Raw genomic sequence first — 20,923 nt, 5'->3', positions numbered from 1 at the left:
AGATAACCATGCCCACCGAAATCGTAGCAGCGATCGGCGAAGGCGCGCTCGCTTATCGAGAGAGCGGCATTCTCTCACTGGCAGATGGCAGAGTATTCTCCGCGTGCCGGCAGTATCGCTATCGCTTGAGCGAGGACAGTGTTGTCGTCGAGTTCGCAGACGGACCTCATATCGGGACGCAGTTCCTCAGCTTGAGTTTCTCGCGGACGGATACCGGGTTGGAAGCGAGTGGCGTCTATGCCTGCGGAGACGACACCTACCATGCAACCTACAGGATTCTGGGGCCGGCGGCCTTTGAAGTGGTCATCATGGTCCAAGGGCCTGCAAAGGCATACGAGCTAGTCAGCCGATATTCCCGGTCGGGATAAATGCTCATGTCAGGAGGGCAAGTCCTCTGTTGCCCTTATCATGGCCGTGAAAGGCAGCGCCGGAATAACTTACCACGCGCTGCAAATCCGAAGACGATTGTCGTCGTCATCAGAAGGTAGGCGACTATCCCACCAGGTGAAAGAGTCGGAACCGCTGCGAGGATCAACCCATCATTCCCGCCGGGTATGAGCGCGATGCCGATACCCATCAATGTGCCGCCGACGACAGATCGCAGAATGCCATTGGCTGTCGGCAGTTGGAGACGCAGATTGCCTTGGCGAAAGGAGGCGGTTAGGGCGCCTGCGATCGAAGAGATCACCGCAGTGAGCGCGACCTCGCCGGCCGGGGACATTCTGAGAGGAAGGGCGCGTTGAATCACGTCTGCGAAGGTCCAGGCCGGCGAGAGTGCATATAGAAGTCCGCCAGTGATACCGAGTCCAATCATCGAAGCGCCGAACGACCAACCCGGCTTTGTTCGCAGAACGCTCTTCGTGGAAACGAAAACGAGTGCCAGCACGAGCACAACTAGGAAGGCTAGGAGAGTAACGAGGCCTGTTGCGCTCGGTTTGGAGATTAAGCTTGGCCATGTTGAATCGTAGCCGAACCTGCCATGGTCGGCAGCCAAGATACCAATCGTTAATCCCAAGGGTAGAGCTAGAAGTCGCATCTCCCCATCCCCAAGCCGCGCCAGCGATCCGAGCAGGCATGTGTCATTAATGAGTGCGCCGAGGCCGAAGGCGATGGCGCCGATGAGCAGGAGGAAATTGATGCTGGTCGAGGGTGCGAGTGTTGCGCCCAGTGTTCCCGTCCAGACTATCGGGACCGCAACCAGGCCTGCCGCTGCCGACGCTGCGAGAAATCCGACGAACATTTTCGGCGGCTGTCTTCTGTGTAACTCATGAGCGGCCACCACTAAACAGGTTCCGCCTTGGTTCGCCGCATATCCGAACCCGAAGGCAAGTACGCATAGAAGAAGTTCGAGCGCAAACGATCCCATTATTTCAAGCCTGCCTGATCATATCGTCAGCCTTCTGATGCGACGTTCCAGCGTGGCGAGCGCCCCGGCTTAGCTTTACCACGGGAAGGCGCGATCCTGCTGTAGCCGCACAGATGGCAAAGGCTGACCGAGCCATCTTTGTCGAAGCCGTTTGCCACAAGGAGCCGCTCCGACAGCATGCCTAGAATGTCGAGGTCATTGGGCGACAGGGGCGAAATACATTCGGAGATCACCTGCTCCCGTGCCTTGAGCAAGGCGTCCGTTATCTTCTTCCCCGAATTGGTGAGGTGAATGAAGCGCGCCCGCCTGTCGGTGATTTGTCTTCGTCGTTCCACCAACTGTTCGCGCTCGAGCCTATCGATCAATCGCACCGTCCCGGCATGAGAAAGCCCGATCGAGGTAGCCAAAACGCTGATCGGCAGTCCGGGCTCCATGCTGAGTAACACGATCACGGCGGTCCCCGGGCCGCTTGGTGAAAACGAGGCCGAGACACTGGCGATGCTGTCTGCAACGGCCAACGCGAGTGCACCTAAATGGTACTTGGCGACCTCAGGCTCCATACCGCAAGAATATATGCTTCGCGCATAGACTTCAAGCGTGTGAAAATGTATGACCGCCGCATGCATCTATGACAGATTCGGACATGGTCATGCTCATTGAGGGGCTCAGCTCGGATTCCACATCTGAGATCAACGGACGTGCTCGTTCCCCAGGCGCTAGCGGGGGTGGGCTCGATGAAAGTGGACGTGCATGGGTGCCGCTCACCGGGCGCAGGCGGTTCGCCGATGAGACCGCCGGTATGATCGGACGGGTCTCATGCCCGACCTGACTCTTGATCTCCGATACCTGAAGTACGCCGTTCAGGTCGCCGAGGCCGGCAGCTTCCGCCGAGCGGCGGAGCGCCTATCGATATCGCAATCCACCGTCAGCCGACGTGTGCAGCTGTTTGAGCGCCAACTTGGCTTTTCTCTCTTCAAGCGTACGCGAGCGGGGGCAGGGCTGACTCCAGAAGGTGAGCGCTTCCTTCAACAAGCGGTGGTGGGAGCGCGCTACCTTCGTAACGCCGCAACGGAGATCCGCTCCGCGCGGAAACTCAAGACCGGGCTCGTGAGGTTTGGAATGCTTGAAGCGTTCCCGGCGTGCCCGATCATCAACATTCTCTCGGCATTCAGAAATAGACATCCGACGATCGAGGTAAAGCTTGAGGAAGGCACTTCAGAAGAAAACACTTTGGGGGTGAAGCGCGGATTACTGGACGCAGCAATCAGCCTGAGTGCGAGCAAGAGCCCTCAGTTCCAAGTTCGACGTCTCTGCGAACCAGATCTGTTCGTGGCATTGTCCCCGCTTCACGAGTTGGCAGCACGGCCACAGCTGTCGTGGGAGGACGTTTGTGACGAAGTCTTCCTCGTTCGCTCGGATGGCGCTGGGCGTGAGCTCGCTGGCATACTCCGGCGCATGGTGGGCGCCGGAGACGGAGCGGTTCAACTCTCGATCCAACAAGTCAGCCGAGAAACCCTGCTGACGATGGTCGAACAGGGCTTCGGCTTGACCATCACCAGCGTGATCTACCGGCCGGATATCGCGTTGATCCCGCTCCCATCGGCGCGGGCGCCGACGGCCGCTATAATTTCTTCCAGTGACAACGACAACCCGACTCTGCCGCTGCTGCTGAAGTGTTTCGACACCCCCTCTAGAGCGGGGACCACGGATTAATCGGCGCTCCCCGGCGTCAACGTTCGCCTGGCTTTGGCGAAGCCACGGTCTGTCGCGATGAACCGTTGTAACATCGGGACGATTAACCGAGCTGGGTCAACAGCGGACTGACCTTGCTCTCGGCCCAATAGGTGGGCGTAGTCAACAAGGTCCTGGTGGAGAGCTGCAGGTAGCTCGACCTGTACCTTAAGCGGCTTGTCGTCCGCGATGGGGCCTAGCTTAAGCTTCGACATCATCACCCTCCATATGGCTCCAGTACCAAGTCTCGCGTCACGAGAACGCGCACGGGAAATCCGGGCCGAATAGTGATCGTGGGCGCGACGTTGAGCTGACGCCTCACAATCTGCTGCCCTGCGTCGTTGATGGTGTCCTGCCCACCGTTCCGGATCGCCTGAACGAGCTGATCGTCGTTGTCGACCGCGAGTTCGGCGCCGACGCTCAGCAGTGTCGACAATCCCGCAGCCTTGGCCAGATCCCACCAATGGTAATCGACGCCATCCTGCAGCCCGGCGAACCCTTCAGCGTCAGCACCAGGCTGGCGCTCGAGAACGATCGAGCGCCCGTTCGGGAAGACGAGCCGAGTCCAGACGAGCAGGACTCGGCTCTGGCCGAACTGCACGTTGTTGTCGTACTGCCCGACCACACGAGTGCCTTGCGGCACAAGCAAGATACGGCCGGTTGGGCTGTCGTAGATGTTTTCGGTGACCTGCGCGGTGATCTGGCCGGGTAGATCGGATCGGATGCCGGTGATCAGCGCCGCGGATATCACTGCTCCCGCCTGAAGGACGTTCGGCGATACTGGCGCAGCGACGCGATCGGGCGCAACCGTCCTGCGATCGGCCGCGGCGTTCAGAAACGCGTTCTGCCGGTCCTGCGCCGAGGGCGTGGCGGGCGGCGGAGCGAGGCCAATGCTCGCCAAATCCGGCACCGGCGCGAGCGCTGGGGCAGCTCCCGCAGCAGCGGGTGTGCCCCGGCTTTCCGATCCGGAGAAGAGACGGCTGGTGCGCGCGGTCTCGATTTCCTGAAGGCGGCGCTGCTCTTCCGGGCTGATGCCGGGATTGGGCGTGGCCGTCCCGGGTGTGGGCACCGGCTGTCCGCGATCCTGGGTACTAAGGATCGGCCGGCCGAGGTCACCGGGAAGAGGGGGACCGAGCTGTGGCACGCCACTGTAATCTCGCGGCAGGCCGGCCAGTCCGTCAGCGGTCGAGCGGTTCTCGGTCGAATAGAGTTCGTCGTTCGGCCGACCGGCGTCGCGGGTCTGAAGCGCGTAGATCAGCGCACCTCCGAGCCCGACGCTGGCGACAAGACCGAGGCCGGCGAGAACCTTCCGCGACAACCGGGTGACGCGGGGCGGTTCGGCCCGCAGCCGCATCGGCGCAGGCCCGACCGGCTCGCCGGTCAGGGGCTGCGCATCGTCGTCCGGCACTTCCTCAATCCGGGGCGGGTTCTCGCTCACGAGGTCGGCCTCCCGTCTGTGCGGACGATCCTGACGCGCTTCTGCTCGCGGCCGGAGCCGAAGCGAAGTTCGGCAGCCGCGAACAGACGATCAACGATCATGTGGTGGCCGCGAACGCGATAGTTCACGAGCTCAGAGGTGTTGCCCTCGGGGCCGACGACGAAGAGTGGCGGCATCTCGCCCTGACCGATGCCGCGCGGAAACTCGATAAAGACCTGGCGTCCGTCGTCGAAGGCGCGCAGCGGCCGCCACGGCGCACGGTCGCCCTCGATCGCATAGCGGAAGTTGACGTTCGCGAGATCGACGCCGCTCGCCACCGGCTGGGCCGCCTGCGCCTCGGCGTTCTGACGGCGCAGCGCAATGAGCTGGTCTTGCGGATACTGCCATGAGACCGACGCCATATAGGTGCGCTCTGTCGAGCGCAGCTCCATGTGATAGGTGCGCATGTTGGTGTTGATGACGAGGTTTGTCATCAGGTCGGCGCGGGTGGGCTTTACTAGGATGTGGATCTGGCGCGTTGCCCCCGATCCGCTCTCGGTGTCGCCGATGATCCAGCGCACTGTGTCGCCGGCGGCCACCGGGCCTGCGCCGACAAGCTGCTCCCCGGGTTGGAGCGCGATGTCGGTGATCTGCCCGACGGCGGTATAGACTTGATAAAGCGCCCCTTGAGTCCACGGGTAGACCTGCATCGAGTTAATGAAGCCGTCGCGCACCGGCTGGACTCGTGCCGCCTCGTTTGCCTGGTTGACGCGAGCGGTCGGATTAGAAGGCTCCGGGGCACGCCGCGTCTCCTCCACACGCTGCAATTGGCCAGGCAGCGGCAGCGGCCGGGGCAGCTCGACCACGGTGACCGGCGCGGGTGGATCGACGGTCTGCACCGCCGGAGCCGCATTGTCGTAGGAAATCTCCGGCGGCGGATTGGTGGTCGCGCAGCCCGCGAGCGCGGTCGCCGCTAGCAGAACGACCGGGAATGCGGCTCTACGGAGAGCCGGGAGTACGTGTGTGTGTGAAGCCGGGTTTCCGGCTTTACGGAAATACGGCTTCATTGCCCAAGCTCCCGTGACCAGTTGATGGCGTTGACGTAGATGCCGAGCGGGTTCGCCCTGAGCCGGTCGGCGTTTCGGGGGATCTGCACGACGATCGTCAGGATCGCGGTCCAGCGCGTGGTCTCGGCGAGCTGGCCATTTTCGTATCGGCGCTCGACCCAGGCGACGCGGAAGCTGTCCGGGGACGCGCGGATGACGCTGGAGACGTCGACAGCGACCTGCTGCCGGCCGACCCGTGTAAAGGGGTCGTTGGAGCGGGCGTAGTCATTGAGCGCCATGGCGCCGCGGTCAGTCGTGAAGTCGTAGGCGCGCAGCCAGGGGTCGTCTCAGAAAACGGAAAATAAAGCACGCTAAGCCGGTTGCAGCGGCCGTAGCGGCCTGAACTTGCCCGCGCCGATCTTGGCGCTGCTGCGCCAGAGGTAATCGCCGGTCAGGTTGATGTGCTCCCAGCCGAGCGGCGACAGGTACTGCAACAGGCCGTCATCGACGGCTTGACCGTGGCCACGCAAGGCGTTCGCGGCCCGCTCCAGATAGACCGTGTTCCATAGCACGATGGCCGCCGTCACCAGGTTGAGGCCGCTGGCCCGGTAGCGCTGCTGCTCGAAGCTGCGGTCGCGGATTTCCCCCAGGCGGTTGAAGAACACGGCGCGGGCCAGCGCGTTGCGCGCCTCGCCTTTGTTCAGCCCGGCATGCACGCGGCGGCGCAGCTCGACGCTTTGCAGCCAGTCCAGGATGAACAGTGTGCGCTCGATGCGTCCCAGCTCACGCAGGGCGACGGCCAGGCCGTTCTGGCGCGGGTAGCTGCCAAGCTTCCTGAGCATCAGCGAGGCCGTCGCCGTGCCCTGCTTGATCGAGGTGGCCATCCGCAGGATTTCATCACAATGGGCGCGGACGTGCTTGATGTTGAGCGTGCCGCCGATCATCGGTTTCAACGCCTCGTAGGTGGCATCGCCCTTCGGGATGTAGAGCTTGGTGTCGCCCAGGTCACGAATGCGCGGGGCGAAGCGGAAGCCCAGCAGGTGCATCAACGCGAAGACGTGGTCCGTGAACCCTGCCGTGTCGGTGTAGTGCTCCTCGATCCGCAGGTCGGATTCGTGATACAGCAGGCCGTCGAGCACGTAGGTCGAGTCGCGCACGCCGACGTTCACGACCTTGGTGTGGAACGGCGCGTACTGGTCGGAGATATGGGTGTAGAACGTCCGCCCTGGGCTGCTGCCGTATTTCGGATTGATGTGGCCGGTGCTCTCGGCCTTGCTGCCGGTGCGGAAGTTCTGGCCGTCCGACGATGACGTGGTGCCGTCGCCCCAATGCTCGGCGAAGGGATGTCGGAACTGCGCGTTGACCAGCTCGGCCAGTGCCGCCCCGTAGGTTTCGTCGCGGATGTGCCAGGCTTGCAGCCAGGCCAGCTTGGCGTAGGTCGTGCCGGGGCACGATTCCGCCATCTTGGTCAGGCCCAGGTTGATCGCGTCGGCGAGGATCGTGGTCAGCAACAGGTTTTTGTCCTTGGCCAGGTCGCCTGACTTCAGGTGGGCGAAGTGCCGGGTGAAGCCCGTCCATTCGTCTACCTCCAGCAGCAATTCGGTGATCTTGACGTGCGGTAGGATCATCGCCGTCTGGTCGATCAGGGCCTGTGCGGTATCGGGCACCGCCGCATCGAGCGGCGTGATCTTCAGGCCCGACTCCGTGATGATGGCGTCCGGCAGCTCGTTGGCCAGCGCCATGCGGTTGACGGTGGCGAGCTGCGTTTCCAGCAGCGTCAGCCGGTCATGCAGGTACTGGTCGCAATCGGTGGCCACGGCCAGCGGCAATTCGCTGGCCTGCTTGAGGCTGGCGAATTTCGCGGGCGGCACCAGGTAGTCCTCGAAGTCCTTGAACTGGCGCGAGCCTTGCACCCAGATGTCGCCGGAGCGCAGCGCGTTCTTCAGCTCCGACAGCGCGCACAGTTCGTAGTAGCGCCGGTCGATGCCGGTGTCGGTCATCACCAGCTTCTGCCAGCGCGGCTTGATGAACTCGGTCGGCGCGTCGGTGGGCACCTTGCGGGCGTTGTCGCTGTTCATGCTGCGCAGCTCCTCGATGGCGTCGAGTACGTCCTTGGCGGCGGGCGCGGCCCGCAACTTGAGCACGTCGAGAAATTCCGGCGCGTAGCGGCGCAGCGTGGCGTAGCTCTCGCCGATGCGGTGCAGGAAATCGAAGTCCTCGGGTTGCGCGAGCCGCTGCGCTTCGGTGACGCTCTCGGCGAAAGCATCCCAGGACATGACGGCCTCGATGGCGGCGAACGGATCGCGGCCCGCTTGCTTGGCCTCGATCAGCGCCTGGCCGATGCGCCCGAACAGCCGCACCTTGGCATTGATCGCCTTGCCGGATGCCTGGAACTGCTGCTGATGCTTGTTCTTGGCGGCATTGAACAGCTTGCCCAGGATGCGGTCATGCAGGTCGATGATTTCGTCGGTGACGGTGGCCATGCCCTCGATGGCGAGCGCCACCAGGGTCGCGTAACGCCGCTGCGGCTCGAACTTCGCCAGGTCGGCGGGCGTCATCTGGCCGCCCTCGCGGGCGATCTTGAGCAGCCGGTTCTGGTGAACCAGCCGCTCGATGCCGGAGGGCAGGTCGAGCGCCTGCCACGCCTTGAGGCGTTCGATGTGTTCCAGCATGTGCCGCGAGTTCGGTTTGACCGGGGATTGCCGCAGCCAGGCCAGCCACGTCGTCTTGCCGTTGTCGCGGCGCTTGAGCAGATCGTCGAGGCGACGGCGATGCACGTCCGTCAGCGGCTCAGCCAAGGCGTCGTAGAGACGCCGGTTGGCGCGGGTAATCGCTTCGGCGCTCGCCCGCTCGACGGCGTTGAGGGCGGGCACAATGACCGACTGCCGCCGCAGGTGCTCGATCAAGGCTCTGGCCAGCACGATGCCCTTGTCGGTTTGCATGGCCAGCTCGGTCAGCAACTGGACAGCCTGCCGGTAGTGGCCAATCGTGAACGGCTGGAAGCCGAACACCGTTTGCAGCTCGACCAGGTGCTCGCGTCGGGTCTGCTCACGCTGCCCGTACTCGTCCCAGCTTTCGATGCCGACCTTGAGCTGGTTGGCGACCAGTCTCAGCAATGGCGGGAACGGTGGCTCATCAGCGCCAAGGATGACGCCGGGAAAGCGCAGGTAGCAGAGCTGCACCGCGAAGCCCAGCCGATTGGCCGGGCCGCGCCGCTGCCGGATGATGGAGAGGTCGCTTTCGCTGAACGTGTAGTGACGGATCAACTCATCCTTGGTGTCCGGCAACGCCAGCAGGCTTTCGCGCTCGGCGGCGGAGAGGATCGAACGGCGGGGCATGCGGTTTCCTTCTTCTTGAAAACGTAGGTTTGTGACAAGCCCGCCAAGGCAACCGGCGCGTGTCATTTTCAGAAGACGACTGCACCAGTTGATTGGGCGTAATGGCTGTTGTGCAGCCAGCTCCTGACAGTTCAATATCAGAAGTGATCTGCACCAATCTCGACTATGCTCAATACTCGTGTGCACCAAAGCGAGGTGAGCATGGCGACGGACACCCCACGGATTCCAGAACAAGGCGTGGCCACTCTGCCTGATGAGGCTTGGGAGCGTGCGCGCCGTCGTGCGGAGATCATCAGTCCGTTGGCGCAGTCGGAGACGGTCGGGCACGAAGCGGCCGATATGGCGGCTCAGGCGCTGGGCTTGTCTCGGCGCCAGGTATACGTTCTGATCCGGCGTGCCCGGCAAGGCAGCGGCCTCGTGACGGATCTGGTGCCCGGCCAGTCCGGTGGAGGTAAAGGTAAGGGGCGCTTGCCGGAACCGGTCGAGCGCGTCATCCACGAGCTACTGCAAAAGCGGTTCCTGACCAAGCAGAAGCGCAGCCTAGCGGCCTTTCACCGCGAAGTCACTCAGGTGTGCAAGGCTCAAAAACTGCGAGTGCCGGCGCGCAATACCGTGGCCTTACGGATCGCTAGCCTTGACCCGCGCAAGGTCATCCGCCGGCGGGAAGGCCAGGATGCCGCTCGTGACCTACAAGGTGTGGGCGGCGAGCCTCCTGCCGTGACCGCGCCGCTGGAGCAGGTGCAGATAGACCATACGGTCATCGACCTGATCGTGGTCGATGACCGCGACCGGCAACCTATTGGCCGCCCGTACCTGACCCTCGCCATCGACGTGTTCACCCGCTGCGTGCTCGGCATGGTCGTCACGCTGGAAGCGCCGTCTGCCGTTTCGGTTGGCCTGTGCCTCGTGCATGTCGCCTGCGACAAGCGCCCTTGGCTGGAAGGACTGAACGTGGAAATGGATTGGCAGATGAGCGGCAAGCCCTTGCTGCTCTACCTAGACAACGCGGCCGAGTTCAAGAGCGAGGCCCTGCGCCGGGGTTGCGAGCAGCATGGCATCCGGCTGGACTATCGCCCGCTGGGACAGCCGCACTATGGCGGCATCGTGGAACGGATCATCGGCACGGCGATGCAGATGATTCACGACGAACTGCCGGGAACGACCTTCTCCAACCCTGACCAGCGCGGCGACTACGATTCCGAAAACAAGGCCGCCCTGACGCTGCGCGAGCTAGAGCGCTGGCTCACATTGGCGGTCGGCACCTACCACGGTTCGGTGCACAACGGCCTGCTCCAACCGCCGGCCGCGCGCTGGGCCGAGGCCGTGGCGCGTGTCGGCGTACCGGCCGTCGTCACACGCGCTACTTCGTTCCTGGTCGATTTTCTGCCGATCCTCCGGCGCACGCTGACCCGCACCGGCTTTGTCATCGACCACATCCACTACTACGCCGATGCGCTCAAGCCGTGGATTGCGCGGCGTGAACGCTGGCCGTCCTTTCTGATCCGGCGCGATCCGCGCGACATCAGCCGTATCTGGGTCCTGGAACCGGAGGGACAGCATTACCTGGAAATTCCCTACCGTACCTTGTCGCATCCGGCTGTCACCCTCTGGGAACAACGGCAGGCGCTGGCGAAACTGCGGCAGCAAGGGCGCGAACAGGTGGATGAGTCGGCGCTGTTCCGCATGATCGGCCAGATGCGTGAGATTGTGACCAGCGCGCAGAAGGCCACACGCAAGGCGCGGCGTGACGCGGATCGCCGCCAGCACCTCAAGACATCAGCTCGGCCGGACAAGCCCGTTCCGCCGGATACGGATATTGCCGACCCGCAGGCAGACAACTTGCCACCCGCCAAACCGTTCGACCAGATTGAGGAGTGGTAGCCGTGGACGAATATCCCATCATCGACCTGTCCCACCTGCTGCCGGCGGCCCAGGGCTTGGCCCGTCTTCCGGCGGACGAGCGCATCCAGCGCCTTCGCGCCGACCGCTGGATCGGCTATCCGCGCGCAGTCGAGGCGCTGAACCGGCTGGAAGCCCTTTATGCGTGGCCAAACAAGCAACGCATGCCCAACCTGCTGCTGGTTGGCCCGACCAACAATGGCAAGTCGATGATCGTCGAGAAGTTCCGCCGCACCCACCCGGCCAGCTCCGACGCCGACCAGGAGCACATCCCGGTGTTGGTCGTGCAGATGCCGTCCGAGCCGTCCGTGATCCGCTTCTACGTCGCGCTGCTCGCCGCGATGGGCGCGCCGCTGCGCCCACGCCCACGGTTGCCGGAAATGGAGCAACTGGCTCTGGCACTGCTGCGCAAGGTCGGCGTGCGCATGCTGGTGATCGACGAGCTGCACAACGTGCTGGCCGGCAACAGCGTCAACCGCCGGGAATTCCTCAACCTGCTGCGCTTCCTCGGCAACGAACTGCGCATCCCGTTGGTTGGGGTAGGCACGCGCGACGCCTACCTAGCCATCCGCTCCGATGACCAGTTGGAAAATCGCTTCGAGCCGATGATGCTGCCGGTATGGGAGGCCAACGACGATTGCTGCTCACTGCTGGCCAGCTTCGCCGCTTCGCTCCCGCTGCGCCGGCCTTCCCCAATTGCCACGCTGGACATGGCTCGCTACCTGCTCACACGCAGCGAGGGCACCATAGGGGAACTGGCGCACTTGCTGATGGCGGCGGCCATCGTCGCCGTGGAGAGCGGCGAGGAAGCGATCAACCATCGCACACTCAGCATGGCCTGTCGACAACCTCTCGCGCAACCAAGACATCGCGGTCGGACTGCAAGTGATCTTGAAGCCACGGGCCCGTCCCACCCCGACATGGACCTCGATGCCCGAACGGACGTTAGATTTCGAGTTCTAGGCGTTCTGCGATGAAGGTTGGATCCCAGCCGGGATTGAAAGTGTCGACGTGGGTGAATCCGAGCCGCTCGTATAGGCCACGCAGGTTCGGGTGGCAGTCGAGCCGCAGCTTGGCGCACCCCTGCGTTCGCGCGGCATGGCGGCAAGCCTCGATCAGCGCGGAGCTGACACCCCGGCCCGCATGTGTCCGTCGCACCGCGAGCTTGTGCAGATATGCGGCCTCCCCCTTGAGGGCGTCGGGCCAGAACTCGGGATCCTCGGCCGACAAGGTGCAACAGCCGACGATGCCGTCGCTGCAACTCGCGACTAGGAGCTCGGATCTCAGGACGAAGGTCTCCGCGAATGTCCGGTCGATCCGCGCGACGTCCCAGGCGGGCGTTCCCTTGGCGGACATCCACGCCGCAGCGTCGTGCATCAGCCGCACAACCTCGTCGATATCACCCGAGCAGGCGACCCGAACGTTCGGAGGCTCCTCGCTGTCCATTCGCTCCCCTGGCGCGGTATGAACCGCCGCCTCATAGTGCAGTTTGATCCTGACGAGCCCAGCATGTCTGCGCCCACCTTCGCGGAACCTGACCAGGGTCCGCTAGCGGGCGGCCGGAAGGTGAATGCTAGGCATGATCTAACCCTCGGTCTCTGGCGTCGCGACTGCGAAATTTCGCGAGGGTTTCCGAGAAGGTGATTGCGCTTCGCAGATCTCCAGGCGCGTGGGTGCGGACGTAGTCAGCGCCATTGCCGATCGCGTGAAGTTCCGCCGCAAGGCTCGCTGGACCCAGATCCTTTACAGGAAGGCCAACGGTGGCGCCCAAGAAGGATTTCCGCGACACCGAGACCAATAGCGGAAGCCCCAACGCCGACTTCAGCTTTTGAAGGTTCGACAGCACGTGCAGCGATGTTTCCGGTGCGGGGCTCAAGAAAAATCCCATCCCCGGATCGAGGATGAGCCGGTCGGCAGCGACCCCGCTCCGTCGCAAGGCGGAAACCCGCGCCTCGAAGAACCGCACAATCTCGTCGAGCGCGTCTTCGGGTCGAAGGTGACCGGTGCGGGTGGCGATGCCATCCCGCTGCGCTGAGTGCATAACCACCAGCCTGCAGTCCGCCTCAGCAATATCGGGATAGAGCGCAGGGTCAGGAAATCCTTGGATATCGTTCAGGTAGCCCACGCCGCGCTTGAGCGCATAGCGCTGGGTTTCCGGTTGGAAGCTGTCGATTGAAACACGGTGCATCTGATCGGACAGGGCGTCTAAGAGCGGCGCAATACGTCTGATCTCATCGGCCGGCGATACAGGCCTCGCGTCCGGATGGCTGGCGGCCGGTCCGACATCCACGACGTCTGATCCGACTCGCAGCATTTCGATCGCCGCGGTGACAGCGCCGGCGGGGTCTAGCCGCCGGCTCTCATCGAAGAAGGAGTCCTCGGTGAGATTCAGAATGCCGAACACCGTCACCATGGCGTCGGCCTCCGCAGCGACTTCCACGATGGGGATCGGGCGAGCAAAAAGGCAGCAATTATGAGCCCCATACCTACAAAGCCCCACGCATCAAGCTTTTGCCCATGAAGCAACCAGGCAATGGCTGTAATTATGACGACGCCGAGTCCCGACCAGACTGCATAAGCAACACCGACAGGGATGGATTTCAGAACCAGAGAAAGAAAATAAAATGCGATGCCATAACCGATTATGACAACGGCGGAAGGGGCAAGCTTAGTAAAGCCCTCGCTAGATTTTAATGCGGATGTTGCGATTACTTCGCCAACTATTGCGATAACAAGAAAAAGCCAGCCTTTCATGATACAGGGTGAGCGCGTTTTACGCCACCTCGCTGGAGGCCATTTTGCGTGCCAACAAGATTGATCGCCTGCTTATTGCCGGGGTGAGCAGTAGTTGGGCCGTGCATTCGGCAGTCCGTGATGCCCACGATCGTGATTATGAGGTGGTGGTGGTGGAAGATGCCTGTGCGGCCGCCAGCGAAGAGGAGCATCTGGCTGCCATGCGGTTGATGGCACACATAACTCATGTCACCACCAGCCATGCCGTGGGTGAGCTATGAGACGGGTTGTGAGAGGTGCCTTGCTGGCACACCTACTGCTTCTAAAGGGGGAGATCAATTGGTCGCAACTGGGGTGTGTGCTGCTGCTCGGTTCGCCCTGGCTGCTCTTGTCTGCCCTGACCCAGGATCCTCTCTGGCTGCACGCCAGCATGGTGACCATGGGTGGCTACATAGCCGCCGACCGCGGCGGTCTGAATGTGATCAGGAGTCTGCTGCAACTGTTGGGCATGGTGATCGGTTTTGGGCTGCTCTATGCCACCCTGCCCCTACCTGTGGGATTTACTCTGCTCTGTGCGCTATTCGCCGTTGGCATCACATGGTTGGGTTACCGTTCGCCAGCCCTGAGATCCGTGGCCACCTTTACCTTTATTCCAGCGCTCTATCTGGCCTGTGAGCTGGGCAGCTCGTCGCACAGCCCGAGTGGCACTCCCACATCGTTTTTATCACTGCTTCCCTATCTGTTGCTGGGCGGCCTCCCTGTGCTGCTCTTGCTCGCCATCAAGGCGCGGTTACTTCAGGTCCTGCCTGAGTCGCAGCCCCTTGCTTCTATCTCTTATCCGCCTTTGCCTATCTCACACCTGATGACCGCGGGGGTCAGTGTGGCGCTGGCAGCCCTGTTAGTTGAGTTGATCCACTTCCCCCACGGCCAGTGGCTCATCTGGTCTGCGGCTAGTGTGGTGGTTGGAGAACACCTGGCCTCACGGCAGAAGTTTACCCAACGAGCCTCGGGGGCCCTGTTCGGGGTGCCGATTGGCATAGCCCTTGGCATGCTCATACCTCCCAGCCCCCTGCTATTTCATGGTTTAGCCCTGGCCATTCTGTTGAGCCTGGTAGCCTTCTCCCGCTATGTGTTGGGGTTCGCCGTGCGCTGCGGCCTGACCGCGCTGACACTGACCCTGAGCAGCGGCTCCATGGGCATGGCCAGCGAACGGATAGTCGATGTGCTTCTTGGTGGCGTGATTGCCCTGGTGGTGATGTGGGCCATCAATCAGGGCTGCTTCTGGTATAGACGCATCCATCCCAAGCTTTAGTGGGGGGGAGAGCCTCTCTCTGAGCGTCTTCAGGACACCCCGACCAGCAAACCCGGGCGAGTTCGCCCGGATTAGCCTGCACTCTCTATGCGGTTGGCTGTGCTGGGTGGTGTGCTGGGTGGGTGTCCACTGCGGTTCTATTTTTTCAGTCGTTGTACCAGCTCATATGCCGCTTCGATACGGGCATCGTTCGGATACCATTTGTTGGCCAGCAGTATGAGTGCGGTTTTTTGCCCCGGGATAAACACGGCATAGGTGGAGAAGCCGTTGGTGGAGCCGGTCTTGTTATACCAGGCCTGCTCTGGCCCTGCTTGGGGTGGGGTGAGGGGCTTGGCGCCCAGGCCCTTCATGATCCGCTCGCTGCTGTTGCCCGCCAGCAACGTTTCTTTGGTCGTGGGCCAGGGGTAGTACTCCCATATCAGGGCTTGGGTAAACTCCCCGGTCTGGTAATACCCTTTGTGGGTCTCCGTTATGGCCTGCTGCCAAGCGGGCGACGGGGGCGTGATGGCCATGTTGAGATCGAGCCAGCGCAGCAGGTCGGCACTGCTGGACTTCAAACCATAGGCTTCTGCATCCGGAGGGCCCGGCGTGACGCGCACCGGCTCATCCAGTTTGTTGTAGCCCTGGGCATACTCGGCCATCTGGTTTTCCGGCACCTTGACCCAGGAGTGTTTCATGCCCAGTGGTGCGAGCAGATCCTGCTCCATCGCCTCACTGAAGGGTTTCTGTAAGCTCTGTGCCGTGATCAACCCCAGCATGCCGATCCCCAGGTTGGAGTAGACCCGCTGGCTGCCTATGGGGGCTGTCGGCTGCCAAGCCTGGTACCAGGCCATCAGCTGCTCCTGGTTGGTCACTTCATCGGGGACGAAGAGGGGCATGCCCGAGGTGTGGGTGGCCAGATTGAGCAGTGTGACCCGATCGAAGGCGCTCCCCTTGAGGCTGGGGAGATAGTGGCTGGCCTGGTCGCTCCACTGCAATTTGCCCTGGCCCTGGGCATAGCTGGCCAGAGTGGCGGTGAAGGTCTTGCTCAGGGAGCCGATCTCAAAGAGCGTGGTGGGGGTGACAGCCTGGCCTGTCGCCTTGGAGGCCACGCCGTAGTTGTAAAAGGTGTGTTGGCCATCCACCGAGAGGGCCACGGCCATTCCCGGTATCTTATATTTGCTCATCAGGGGGCGGATGACGGCATCGACATCGGCTTGTGATACTTGACCGAAGGCGTTGCCCGCCGAGAGGCTCAGCGCGCCCAACAGAACCACAGATAAAACATTCTTGTTACACCGCATCATCATTTCCTCTCGTCATTCAGGGTAGAGACGTGTTAGTTCGCCATCACAGGGCTATTTTATGATGGCGTGATCCATCAGGGCCGACGCATGATCATTCTTTGCACAAGTTGATCAAGTCTCGATCAGTTGAACGGCTCCAAGTACGATTTTAATTGTACCTTGCGTTGCCAAGCTGTAAATAGTCGAGATCTTAACTAACTATTTATTTTTATGGCTCAGAAGTCTTTGCTCGACTACCTTGAATCAATTCCAGACCCACGCAATCAGGCCAAGTGCTCGCATATCTTGTCAGAGGTTGTTTTCATGGCCATCTGCGCCATGATGTGCGGTTTTGGTACTTGGAGCGAGATTACCTTGTTTGCTCAAGAGCGAGAGCCATGGTTCCGGCGCTGGTTGAGCTTGCCTGGCGGCATTCCATCACACGACACATTCAACCGCATTTTTGCCACTCTGCCTCCCGCCAGCCTGAAATCCATTTTTCAAGCGTGGATCGGCGACATCATGGGCGATGATAAGCTGGTTGGCCAACTAGCGGTTGATGGTAAAGCTCTTCGTGCTACTGCTAAAGGGCGAGGTGCCAACGCTGTTCATATGGTCAATGTCTGGTCAACTGAGCTGGGGATGTGTGTTGGCCAGCAAAAAGTCGCTGACAAATCTAACGAGATCACGGCAATACCTGAGCTACTCCAACTTCTTGAATTAAAAGGGTGTTTGGTCAGCATTGATGCGATGGGTACACAGGTGAAAATTGCTGACACCATCCTCAAGAAGTCGGGCGATTACCTGCTTGCGGTGAAAGACAACCAACCTAGCCTCAATACTGAAGTAAAAGAACAGTTCCAAGCGTATTGGGATAAGAATGAAACCGATGTTTCGGGGCCCGGCTTTACTGAACAATTTGACTCAGAACATGGGCGAAAAGAGCATCGACGTTGTTGGGTTCTGGTGGTTGATGAAAGCATGCCTGTTTGCCAGCAGTGGAAAGCGAAGACAATCATAGCCGTGCAGGCTGAGCGAGTTGAAAATGGCAAAGGCTATGATTTCGTGAGATTTTATATAAGTAGCCGAGCGTTGGATGCCACCTCAGCGCTGAAGGCAACCCGAGCACACTGGTCGGTAGAAAATCTGCTGCACTGGACTTTAGATATTGCGTTCGGAGAGGATCAACTTCAGGCCAGAGCGGGCTTCGCTGGGGAAAACTTAGCGGTCATCAGGCAGTGGATACTCAACATACTGAAGCAAAACAAATCACGTAATCTGAGCATGGCCAACAAGCGCAGGCTCTGCTGTCTGAATGAACAATATTTGTTCGAATGTATGGGGTTGTTCAAAGTATAACCTGATTACCATCGAGATTCAGCCAGTTTTAGCAATCGCTGTGGCATAGGTGCCGTTCGAATTCCTGCTCTGGCTAAATCAGTTACCATCCACTCCAGATTGAATCGGTGATTGAACTTAAAGCTGAACTCAGCCAAATACCGTGGCAGATGCTTCTGATTTATCGCGTGATAGGTTCCATGAATGGAATTCTTTACGTTACTTATCATGGTATTGACCCACTTGAAGTAGGGCAGTTTGACACTTTCAGGCCCTCCTCCTGTCACGATCCCAAGATGAAAACTATTGGCCTCTTCAATGCCTTGGAAACAGGCCAAACCATCCGAGACAACCAAGGATGATGGCTGCAGATGCTTCTTCGCCCATTGAGTTAGTTCCGTTTTCTTGAAGCCATTGACCGCACTGAATCGCATGCAGTTCGGGTGTCCTTCCTCGGTGAGGGATACGGCTGCAACAAATGGGCGTTTGCCTGCCGCTCCACGACCTACCTTTCCAGTTCTAGCTCCGCCCCAATAAGCATCATCAAGCTGGATGATGCCTGATAGCTTAACCTCATCATCACGCTCTTTCATGGCTTGCATCAACTTGTGCTTAAGTCGCCAGGTCGCGTTGTAAGAGATGCCAAGCGAACGTGATAACTCCAGAGCGGAAACACCATTTTTCTCTTGAGTGATCAGATAGATGGCCAAAAACCAGATGGTGAGAGGCAATTTGGAGTAGGCAAAAATGGTTCCAGCAGTCAGCGAGGTTTGTTGGTGACACTGATTACATTGGTAAACCGATCTCGAGTGAAGCCTGCAATAGTGGGTATGTCCGCAGTTTGGACATAGGAAGCCTTGAGGCCAACGAATATCAAACAGCCGTTGCTGACACCGCTCTTCACTGCCATAACTCTGAATAAAGGCATGAATATTCATGCTTTTTTGAAACTGAACCTTGTTCTTGGCCATGATTAAACCCTCCAGAACAGGATACTTTAAGTATAGTCCTGAGGGGCTGAAGCATGGTGGTAATCAGGAAGTATAAACACTGATGCGTCAGCCCTGCGCACACGATGCAGTGCTCCCAACGTTTGCTGGCTTTCGGTCTTGGGCGTTACAAACCGCATGGAGGGACGGCAGGCGGCCTCGCAAATAGCTTCAGCATCGATGAAGTCGTTCTTGTTGCTCTTGACGAATGGGCGCACGAATTGAGGCGAAATGAGCTTACTCTCATGCCCAAATTCAGCCAGCCGACGAGCCATGTAATGTGCTCCGGCACATGCCTCCATGACGATGGATGGTGCATACAGGAAAAGTTGCGAGGGATTCGATGAGCTTTGTCCGGTTGAACTTCTTGCGAAGAAGAGCCTTGCCGAACCGGTCTTGACAGTGAATGTGAAAAGAGTGTTTACCGAGATCAATACCAATAAGCGCAACGTTTTCCATGATGGCCTCTCCTGAAAGAAAAACACCCTGTCAGCGTACCGCTCACAGGGTGGGGGTGACCATCTCATTAGACCCCGCACATTGGCGGGGTCTTTGTTACAACCGGGATGGCACCAGGCAGAGGGCGCTCAGCCGCGTTTGGCCTGCTTTTGCGCAATGGCGTCGGCGACGTCGGCCGGGTCCAGCACAATGCCTTCCTGATCCGGCGTCGGGAACACGGCCACGCAGAGATCATCCTGCTCCATGCCGTCCACCCAGCGATCCAGCCACACCTTGAGGGTGATGGACTGCGGCTTGCACTCGGCCCACTCCCCTTCGGCCCAGGCCTTGGCGTAGTCGGGATGCGGCCATACCGGGATGCAATCTTCCTCTTCGGTCGTCAGCATCATGACGCCGTGTTCGTCGGTCAGGACAAACAGCTCTTCGTGCTCGACCAGCTTGCTGATGAAGTGATCAAAGCGGTAATCGGCGTTCAGTTGCAGCGCGGCATTGCGCTCGGTGTCGCTAAGTTCATAGCTCATCGGTCAAGTCTCTCGTTCAATAAAGGGCGACATGTTCACATCTTGCCGACCCCTTGTCCAGCAGGAGTAATAGGTCATCCGTCTTTCCATCGCCTCACCCCAGCTCGGGGGTCAACAGCCGGAGTCCCGCGGTCTCACCCAGTCGCTCCCTCAGCCAATAGGCGGACTCCACCTCCACAAAGCAGAGCTGATCCCGCCCCGCAGCGACCCCCACCATGATCTGCTCAAGCCGTGCTTGCTGGGCGGCACTCCAGGCAGCAACCAGCTTGCCGCCATGGGCCTCGTCCACCACCTCACGGCGTAGCTCGAACAGGTTATCGGTGATCGGGCTGTTTATCTTGCTCGGGTGGCGCCAGTACATCTGCAGGTTGTCCAGCATCTCCTCATCGTAACTTGCCAGCGCATCGAGCTCCGGCGTCTCTTTGCTCTGGGCCGCGAACTCGCACCAGCCTGCCGACAAGGTAGCCAGACTCTGGGCATCCTTGCCATGCTGACGCAGGGTCGTCACGTCTTCCCCGCGAATGGCCGGCAGCCAGAGATCTCCTTGATGTTGCGCTAGGAGAGGGAGCAGCAAGGAGGGAGCATAAACAGGAAAACGGGGACCCAGAGAGTGCAGCAGAGAGACCAGAGTGACAGTGATCATGAGACGCGCCTTGAACAAGATGACCTGGCATCACGCCTGGTCATGAGGGTGAACGAGGGTGCCATTCTAGCATGTTTGCCTTGCTGGGGGCGTTTGCGTCCAGCCGGACCGGTGATAGATAGCGTCCAAAAAAGCAGCGTTTGAACCAGAGCGGCCCCGATAAAGGCCAATTGTTTGAGCCAGCGCCCACTAAAGAGGCACCGGGGATGCTAGGTTGCATACATCTTTAGCGTAAGGAGTGCATCCATGAGTGGGATCAACCAGGTTTCTGACGATTTTGTGAATGAGCTGAAAATACTGGCGTGTTTTGATCCGGCCAACATGAGCCTGGGGATCAAGCTGCGCAGCGACATGTCGGAAGCGCTTTGCCAGGCGGCAGCGCGCCTGCACAGCCAGGGCCTGATCACCGCGGCAGATGGCGGCTATCTGACCCCTTTCGGCATGACCATGCTGGAGCATCTCCAACACCTGCTGGTCGCACTCAAGCCGAATTGAGCGGTTGTGGTGCCCAGAGCGAGAAGTTGAGCAACTCCCAGCGCTCTCCTTGTCGCAGCAGACAAGCAAACAGCAAAGGACCTTCGGGTCCTTTTATCTTGCCATCGACCAGCCACTCTCCCGCCCGTTTTGGCACCGGCTGTACCCTGATCTCATCGGGTTTCACCGCGTTTCCCAGACGAACATGTACAAACTGTTGACACACGGACACGGCATCATTCACCGCAGGATCCGGCGTTGGCGGGCTGGCCTGACCGGTCAACGCCACGGTCAGCAAGAGGGAGGAGATCAGGGTCATGACGCGTATTGATGAAGCCATGAAAACAAAAAGCCGTGGCACCAGAGGTACCACGGCTTTCTTAAATTCTGCA

The 20,923-nt window shown here is 60.3% G+C and carries 22 protein-coding genes and 2 pseudogenes; 8 read left to right on the top strand and 16 right to left on the bottom strand.

Features of this window, described 5'->3' with window-relative positions:
• The first annotated feature begins 8 nt into the window (after nucleotides 1–8).
• Nucleotides 9–368 carry a DUF6314 family protein gene (locus MUW49_RS19530; RefSeq protein ID WP_166479491.1) on the top strand — a complete coding sequence of 120 codons (360 nt, stop codon included), beginning with the start codon at nucleotides 9–11 and terminating at the stop codon, nucleotides 366–368.
• 38 nt (nucleotides 369–406) lie between these two features.
• Here MUW49_RS19530 and MUW49_RS19525 read toward each other — a convergent pair whose 3' ends face one another.
• Entirely contained in the window at nucleotides 407–1,366 is a 960-nt protein-coding gene (locus MUW49_RS19525) for a YeeE/YedE thiosulfate transporter family protein (protein ID WP_004099025.1), read from the bottom strand.
• 26 nt (nucleotides 1,367–1,392) lie between these two features.
• On the bottom strand, nucleotides 1,393–1,818 hold the full coding sequence (locus tag MUW49_RS19520) for a MarR family transcriptional regulator (RefSeq protein WP_223944064.1): 426 nt from the start codon (nucleotides 1,816–1,818) through the stop codon (nucleotides 1,393–1,395).
• A 364-nt stretch (nucleotides 1,819–2,182) separates the two neighbouring features.
• Between MUW49_RS19520 and MUW49_RS19515 the strand changes: the two genes are divergently transcribed.
• The gene (locus tag MUW49_RS19515; protein WP_011191354.1) at nucleotides 2,183–3,079 is read left to right on the top strand and encodes a LysR family transcriptional regulator; all 897 of its coding nucleotides are present in this window, start codon (nucleotides 2,183–2,185) and stop codon (nucleotides 3,077–3,079) included.
• Here the strand turns inward: MUW49_RS19515 and MUW49_RS19510 are convergent.
• From MUW49_RS19510 to MUW49_RS19490, 5 genes and pseudogenes are all read right to left on the bottom strand, one after another.
• Nucleotides 3,076–3,312: a DUF2274 domain-containing protein gene (locus MUW49_RS19510; RefSeq protein WP_026227538.1), complete on the bottom strand. Its 237-nt coding sequence runs from the start codon at nucleotides 3,310–3,312 to the stop codon at nucleotides 3,076–3,078. The genes MUW49_RS19515 and MUW49_RS19510 overlap by 4 nt on opposite strands.
• A gap of 2 nt (nucleotides 3,313–3,314) precedes the next feature.
• The gene (locus MUW49_RS19505; RefSeq protein WP_011191355.1) at nucleotides 3,315–4,535 is read right to left on the bottom strand and encodes a TrbI/VirB10 family protein; all 1,221 of its coding nucleotides are present in this window, start codon (nucleotides 4,533–4,535) and stop codon (nucleotides 3,315–3,317) included.
• Nucleotides 4,532–5,581, bottom strand: coding sequence for a P-type conjugative transfer protein TrbG (gene trbG, locus MUW49_RS19500; RefSeq protein WP_011191356.1), 1,050 nt, complete (start codon nucleotides 5,579–5,581; stop codon nucleotides 4,532–4,534). The genes MUW49_RS19505 and trbG overlap by 4 nt, the downstream gene beginning before the upstream one ends.
• A pseudogene (gene trbF / locus MUW49_RS19495) lies at nucleotides 5,578–5,898 on the bottom strand (conjugal transfer protein TrbF); the annotation flags it as partial. The pseudogene trbF and the gene trbG, both read right to left, overlap by 4 nt.
• A gap of 33 nt (nucleotides 5,899–5,931) precedes the next feature.
• Nucleotides 5,932–8,898 carry a Tn3-like element ISPa38 family transposase gene (locus MUW49_RS19490; protein WP_244813103.1) on the bottom strand — a complete coding sequence of 989 codons (2,967 nt, stop codon included), beginning with the start codon at nucleotides 8,896–8,898 and terminating at the stop codon, nucleotides 5,932–5,934.
• 201 nt (nucleotides 8,899–9,099) lie between these two features.
• Between MUW49_RS19490 and MUW49_RS19480 the strand changes: the two genes are divergently transcribed.
• Together MUW49_RS19480 and MUW49_RS19475 are read left to right on the top strand one after the other, a co-directional pair.
• Complete coding sequence (locus MUW49_RS19480; protein WP_000179844.1) at nucleotides 9,100–10,779, top strand: Mu transposase C-terminal domain-containing protein; 1,680 nt, start codon at nucleotides 9,100–9,102, stop codon at nucleotides 10,777–10,779.
• Nucleotides 10,780–10,781: 2 nt separating this feature from the next.
• On the top strand, nucleotides 10,782–11,774 hold the full coding sequence (locus MUW49_RS19475; protein ID WP_001381192.1) for a TniB family NTP-binding protein: 993 nt from the start codon (nucleotides 10,782–10,784) through the stop codon (nucleotides 11,772–11,774).
• Here MUW49_RS19475 and MUW49_RS19470 read toward each other — a convergent pair.
• The 3 genes from MUW49_RS19470 to MUW49_RS19460 all read right to left on the bottom strand — a co-directional run bounded on the left by MUW49_RS19470 (nucleotide 11,743) and on the right by MUW49_RS19460 (nucleotide 13,551).
• Nucleotides 11,743–12,243: a GNAT family N-acetyltransferase gene (locus tag MUW49_RS19470; protein ID WP_000376623.1), complete on the bottom strand. Its 501-nt coding sequence runs from the start codon at nucleotides 12,241–12,243 to the stop codon at nucleotides 11,743–11,745. The genes MUW49_RS19475 and MUW49_RS19470 overlap by 32 nt on opposite strands.
• A 127-nt stretch (nucleotides 12,244–12,370) precedes the next feature.
• Nucleotides 12,371–13,210: a sulfonamide-resistant dihydropteroate synthase Sul1 gene (sul1, locus tag MUW49_RS19465; RefSeq protein WP_000259031.1), complete on the bottom strand. Its 840-nt coding sequence runs from the start codon at nucleotides 13,208–13,210 to the stop codon at nucleotides 12,371–12,373.
• Nucleotides 13,204–13,551 carry a quaternary ammonium compound efflux SMR transporter QacE delta 1 gene (locus MUW49_RS19460; protein ID WP_000679427.1) on the bottom strand — a complete coding sequence of 116 codons (348 nt, stop codon included), beginning with the start codon at nucleotides 13,549–13,551 and terminating at the stop codon, nucleotides 13,204–13,206. The genes sul1 and MUW49_RS19460 overlap by 7 nt, the downstream gene beginning before the upstream one ends.
• Before the next feature lie 8 nt (nucleotides 13,552–13,559).
• On the opposite strand from MUW49_RS19460, the gene MUW49_RS19455 reads away from it, so the two are divergent.
• On the top strand, nucleotides 13,560–13,811 hold the full coding sequence (locus MUW49_RS19455) for a cysteine hydrolase (protein ID WP_052168621.1): 252 nt from the start codon (nucleotides 13,560–13,562) through the stop codon (nucleotides 13,809–13,811).
• Between the two features lie 20 nt (nucleotides 13,812–13,831).
• Complete coding sequence (locus MUW49_RS19450) at nucleotides 13,832–14,842, top strand: FUSC family protein (protein WP_161791674.1); 1,011 nt, start codon at nucleotides 13,832–13,834, stop codon at nucleotides 14,840–14,842.
• A gap of 137 nt (nucleotides 14,843–14,979) precedes the next feature.
• Here MUW49_RS19450 and MUW49_RS19445 read toward each other — a convergent pair whose 3' ends face one another.
• Complete coding sequence (locus tag MUW49_RS19445; protein WP_034051940.1) at nucleotides 14,980–16,125, bottom strand: inhibitior-resistant cephalosporin-hydrolyzing class C beta-lactamase PAC-1; 1,146 nt, start codon at nucleotides 16,123–16,125, stop codon at nucleotides 14,980–14,982.
• Between the two features lie 213 nt (nucleotides 16,126–16,338).
• On the opposite strand from MUW49_RS19445, the gene MUW49_RS19440 reads away from it, so the two are divergent.
• A complete protein-coding gene (locus tag MUW49_RS19440) occupies nucleotides 16,339–17,466 on the top strand; it encodes an ISAs1-like element ISKpn9 family transposase (protein ID WP_244813102.1) in 1,128 nt (375 codons plus the stop codon).
• A 5-nt stretch (nucleotides 17,467–17,471) separates the two neighbouring features.
• Here the strand turns inward: MUW49_RS19440 and MUW49_RS19435 are convergent, their stop codons facing one another.
• The 4 genes and pseudogenes from MUW49_RS19435 to MUW49_RS19420 form a co-directional block, all read right to left on the bottom strand.
• Nucleotides 17,472–18,416, bottom strand: a complete 945-nt coding sequence (locus MUW49_RS19435; protein WP_079389638.1) for an IS1595-like element ISEc70 family transposase — start codon at nucleotides 18,414–18,416, stop codon at nucleotides 17,472–17,474.
• Between the two features lie 95 nt (nucleotides 18,417–18,511).
• Nucleotides 18,512–18,893 (bottom strand): annotated as a pseudogene (locus tag MUW49_RS19430) (transposase); the annotation flags it as partial.
• Between the two features lie 128 nt (nucleotides 18,894–19,021).
• Nucleotides 19,022–19,414, bottom strand: coding sequence for a DUF2750 domain-containing protein (locus MUW49_RS19425; protein ID WP_010675308.1), 393 nt, complete (start codon nucleotides 19,412–19,414; stop codon nucleotides 19,022–19,024).
• A 94-nt stretch (nucleotides 19,415–19,508) separates the two neighbouring features.
• Entirely contained in the window at nucleotides 19,509–20,057 is a 549-nt protein-coding gene (locus MUW49_RS19420) for a hypothetical protein (RefSeq protein ID WP_045524136.1), read from the bottom strand.
• A 246-nt stretch (nucleotides 20,058–20,303) separates the two neighbouring features.
• On the opposite strand from MUW49_RS19420, the gene MUW49_RS19415 reads away from it, so the two are divergent.
• Nucleotides 20,304–20,552: a TIGR02647 family protein gene (locus MUW49_RS19415; RefSeq protein WP_010675310.1), complete on the top strand. Its 249-nt coding sequence runs from the start codon at nucleotides 20,304–20,306 to the stop codon at nucleotides 20,550–20,552.
• On the opposite strand, the gene MUW49_RS19410 is transcribed toward MUW49_RS19415, so the two are convergent.
• Complete coding sequence (locus MUW49_RS19410) at nucleotides 20,539–20,850, bottom strand: hypothetical protein (RefSeq protein WP_102948633.1); 312 nt, start codon at nucleotides 20,848–20,850, stop codon at nucleotides 20,539–20,541. The two genes, MUW49_RS19415 and MUW49_RS19410, sit on opposite strands and share 14 nt — an antisense overlap.
• Nucleotides 20,851–20,923: the final 73 nt, after the last annotated feature.

Origin of the sequence: Aeromonas sp. LsrichE-8G (genome assembly GCF_022869435.1) — a bacterium.
In the GTDB taxonomy this organism is placed as follows: Bacteria; Pseudomonadota; Gammaproteobacteria; order Enterobacterales; family Aeromonadaceae; genus Aeromonas; species Aeromonas caviae.
Note: the sequence above shows the minus strand (reverse complement) of the source record. Positions and strands in the feature narration are given on the sequence as shown.